This window comes from Spirillospora sp. NPDC046719 (assembly GCF_040645715.1).
Lineage (GTDB): Bacteria > Actinomycetota > Actinomycetes > Streptosporangiales > Streptosporangiaceae > Spirillospora.
Map to the genome: position 1 here is coordinate 1 of NZ_JBEYYT010000690.1, position 3,453 is coordinate 3,453.

The following is a 3,453-nucleotide window of genomic DNA, read 5'->3' on the forward strand; positions in this document are numbered from 1 at the left end:
TCTGACCGGCACGGCCGCCGCGGCGCTGGCCGCCGGTGCGTGGGCGGTCTCGACCGCCCGGTTCGCGTTCGAGCGGGTCCGTCCCGGGCCCCGGACGCCCGGCGAGGTGCTGAAGATGGCGGTGACCAGCGCCGCCATCCCGCCCGCCGCCGTCGCGCACCGGATCAGGGGGCTGCTGGCGCACCGCGACGCCCGGCCGTGGGCGGGGCCGTGGGTCGTGCTGTTCGACCGCGACGACACCCTCATCCGCGACGTCCCGTACAACGGCGACCCGGCGCTGGTCGAGCCGATGCCGGGCGCGCGGCGGGCGCTGGACCGGCTCCGCCGGCACGGTGTGCGGATCGGCGTGGTGTCCAACCAGTCGGGCGTCGCGAAGGGGCGGATCACGGTCCGCGACGTCCGGCGCGTCAACGCGCGGGTCGAGGAGCTGCTCGGCCGCATCGACGTGTGGGAGTTCTGCCCGCACGACGGCGACGACGGCTGCGAGTGCCGCAAGCCGCGGCCCGGGATGATCGTGCGGGCCGTGCGGCGGCTCGGCGCGCTGCCGGCCGACTGCGCCGTCATCGGCGACATCGGCCGCGACATCGAGGCCGCGGCGGCGGCCGGCGCGCGGGGCATCCTGGTGCCGACCGTCCGCACCCGGCCCGCCGAGATCGCGCGGGCGCTGGAGACCGCGCCGAACCTCGGCGCCGCCGTCGATCTGGTCCTCGGCGGAAGGCGGTCGCGATGAGGGTGCTGCTGGCACGCCAGGACAACCTCGGCGACGTGCTGCTCGCCGGGCCCGCGGTACGGGCGGTCGCCGCACGCGCGGACGAGGTCGTGCTGCTGTGCGGCCCGCGCGGCCGCGCCGCCGCCGACCTGCTGCCCGGCGTGGACGCGGTCATCGAGTGGCGCGCGCCCTGGATCGACCCGGAGCCCGACCCGGTCGACCGGGCCGACATCGAGCGGGCCGTCGCGAGGCTGGCGGGCTTCGACCGGGCGCTGGTCCTCACCTCGTTCCACCAGTCGCCGCTGCCGCTCGCGCTGCTGCTGCGGCTGGCCGGGACCCCGTGGATCGGCGGCATCAGCGAGGACTACCCCGGCTCACTGCTGGACCTGCGGCACCGTCCGGAGGGCGACGTGCCCGAGCCGCTGCGGATGCTGGCCCTCGCCGAGGACGCCGGGTTCCCGGCGCCCGCCGACACCCGGCTGCGGGTACGCGAGCCGCTGCCCGACACCGACCACCTCACCGGCGGCCCCGGCTACGTGGTCGTGCATCCGGGGACGTCCGTCCCGGCGAGGGCCTGGCCGCCGGAGCGGTGCGCCGAGGCCGTCCGGCTGCTGCGCGCCGCCGGCCACCGGGTCGTCGTGACCGGGCACGGCGAGGAGAAGGAGCTGACCGCGCTGGTCGCCGGGGAGGACGGCCTCGACCTCGGCGGCCGCACCGCCCTGCCGGAGCTGGCGTCGGTGCTGCGCGGCGCGCGCGCCGTCGTCGCCGGCAACACCGGCCCCGCGCACCTCGCCGCCGCCGTCGGCACCCCCGTCGTGTCGCTGTTCGCGCCGACCGTGCCCGCCGCCCGGTGGGCGCCGTTCGGGGTGCCGATGGCGCTGCTCGGCGACCAGGGCGCCCCCTGCAAGGACAGCCGCGCCCGCGAGTGCCCGGTGGAGGGCCACCCCTGCCTGGCGTCGGTCGGCGCCGACGAGGTCGCCGCCGCCGTCGAGGTCGTCGCCGCGGACCCGCGCGGAACCCCCCGTGAGGAGGCCCCCGCCCGATGAGAGTCCTGCTCTGGCACGTCCACGGCTCGTGGGCCACGTCGTTCGTGCACGGGCCGCAGACCACGCTCGTCCCCGTCACGCCGGACCGGGGGCCCGACGGCCGGGGACGCCCCGACACCTTCACCTGGCCGGACCGCGCCGTCGAGGTGACCCCCGAGCGGCTGCGGCACGAGGACGTCGACGTCGTCGTCCTGCAACGCCCCCACGAGCTGAGGCTCGCCGAGGAATGGCTCGGCCGCCGCCCCGGACGCGACGTCCCCGCCGTCTACGTCGAGCACGACACCCCCCGCCGCACGCCCGCGGACGCGAGCCTCCCCGAGGAGGTCGTCCCCGACAGCCGCCACTTCCTGCACGACCGCGACGACATCCCGGTCGTGCACGTCACCCACTTCAACCGGCTGTTCTGGAACTGCGGCCGCGCGCCGACCACGGTCATCGAGCACGGCGTCGTCGACCCCGGCTACCGCTGCACCGGCGACATGCCCCGGGCGGGCGTCGTCATCAACGACCCGCTGCGGCGCGGGCGCGTCGCCGGGACCGACCTGCTCGCCGGCCTGGCGCGCGCCGTCCCCCTGGACCTGTTCGGCATGAACGTCGCGGGCGTCCCGGAGGCGCTCGGCATCGCGCCGGAGTCGCTGTGGACGTTCGAGGACCTCCCGCAGGCGCGGATGCACGAGGAGCTCGCCCGCCGCCGCGTCTACGTCCACCCCTACCGGTGGACCTCGCTCGGCCTCGCCCTGATCGAGGCCATGATGCTCGGCCTGCCCGTGGTGGCGCTCGCCACCACCGAGGCGGTCGAGGCGGTGCCGCCGGAGGCCGGGGTGCTGTCCACGCGGGTCGCCGCACTGGCCGACGCCGCGCGGACCCTGGCCGCCGACCCGCCGCGCGCCCGCCAGATGGGCAAGGAGGCGCGCGCCCACGCCGTCGAACGCTACGGCCTGCCGCGGTTCCTGCGCGACTGGGAGCGAACTCTCACGGAGGTAACGCGATGAGAATAGCCATGATCTCCGAGCACGCCAGCCCGCTGGCCGCCAAGGGCGGGCTGGGCGGGGCGGACGGCGGCGGCCAGAACGTCTTCGTCGCGGAACTGGCGGCCGAGCTCGGCCGGCAGGGCCACTACGTCACCGTCTACACGCGGCGGGACGCGCCCGCCCTGCCGCGCCGGGTGCGGCTCGCGCCCGGCGTGACGGTCGAGCACGTCCCGGCGGGCCCCGCCGAGCGCGTCGGCAAGGACGACCTGCTGCGGTGGATGCGCGACTTCGGGCTGTACCTGGAGCAGCGCTGGGCCGCGGACCCGCCGGACGTCGCGCACGCGCACTTCTGGATGAGCGGCCTCGCCGCGCTCCAGGCGTCCGCGCCGACCCTGGCGCGGCGCGTGCCGGTGGTGCAGACCTACCACGCGCTCGGCACCGTGAAGCGGCGCCACCAGGGCGGCAAGGACACCAGCCCGGCGTCGCGGCTCCAGCTGGAGCGCGCGATCGGCCTGTCCGCCGACGCGGTCATCGCCACCTGCGCCGACGAGGTCGCCGAGCTGGCCGCGATGGGCCTTCCGCGCGAGCGGATCTCGGTGGTGCCGTGCGGTGTCGACCTCCGCCTGTTCACCCCGGACGGGCACAGCGCGGACGGCCGGGAGCGGCACCGCCTCGTCGTGCTGTCCCGGCTCGTCGAGCGCAAGGGCGTGGACACCGCGATCCGGGC

At 77.1% G+C, this 3,453-nt stretch carries 4 protein-coding genes; all 4 read left to right on the forward strand.

Annotated elements, in window-relative coordinates; all coding sequences use genetic code 11:
* Nucleotides 1-730, forward strand: a 730-nt coding sequence (locus ABZ914_RS48665; protein WP_500201404.1) for a D-glycero-alpha-D-manno-heptose-1,7-bisphosphate 7-phosphatase, incomplete at its 5' end; no start/stop codon positions are given.
* Nucleotides 727-1,755, forward strand: coding sequence for a glycosyltransferase family 9 protein (locus ABZ914_RS48670; RefSeq protein ID WP_500201405.1), 1,029 nt, complete (start codon nucleotides 727-729; stop codon nucleotides 1,753-1,755). The genes ABZ914_RS48665 and ABZ914_RS48670, both read left to right, overlap by 4 nt.
* The gene (locus tag ABZ914_RS48675; RefSeq protein ID WP_433234121.1) at nucleotides 1,752-2,747 is read left to right on the forward strand and encodes a glycosyltransferase family 4 protein; all 996 of its coding nucleotides are present in this window, start codon (nucleotides 1,752-1,754) and stop codon (nucleotides 2,745-2,747) included. Before ABZ914_RS48670 ends, ABZ914_RS48675 begins: the two co-directional genes overlap by 4 nt.
* 8 nt (nucleotides 2,748-2,755) lie before the next feature.
* The coding region (locus tag ABZ914_RS48680) for a glycosyltransferase (protein WP_500201406.1) at nucleotides 2,756-3,453 on the forward strand (698 nt) is incomplete at its 3' end.

Coding starts and splice junctions, on each gene's coding strand:
- ABZ914_RS48670 (WP_500201405.1), top strand. CDS start 727: ATGAGGGTGCTGCTGGCACGCCAGGACAACCTCGGCGACGTGCTGCTC.
- ABZ914_RS48675 (WP_433234121.1), top strand. CDS start 1,752: ATGAGAGTCCTGCTCTGGCACGTCCACGGCTCGTGGGCCACGTCGTTC.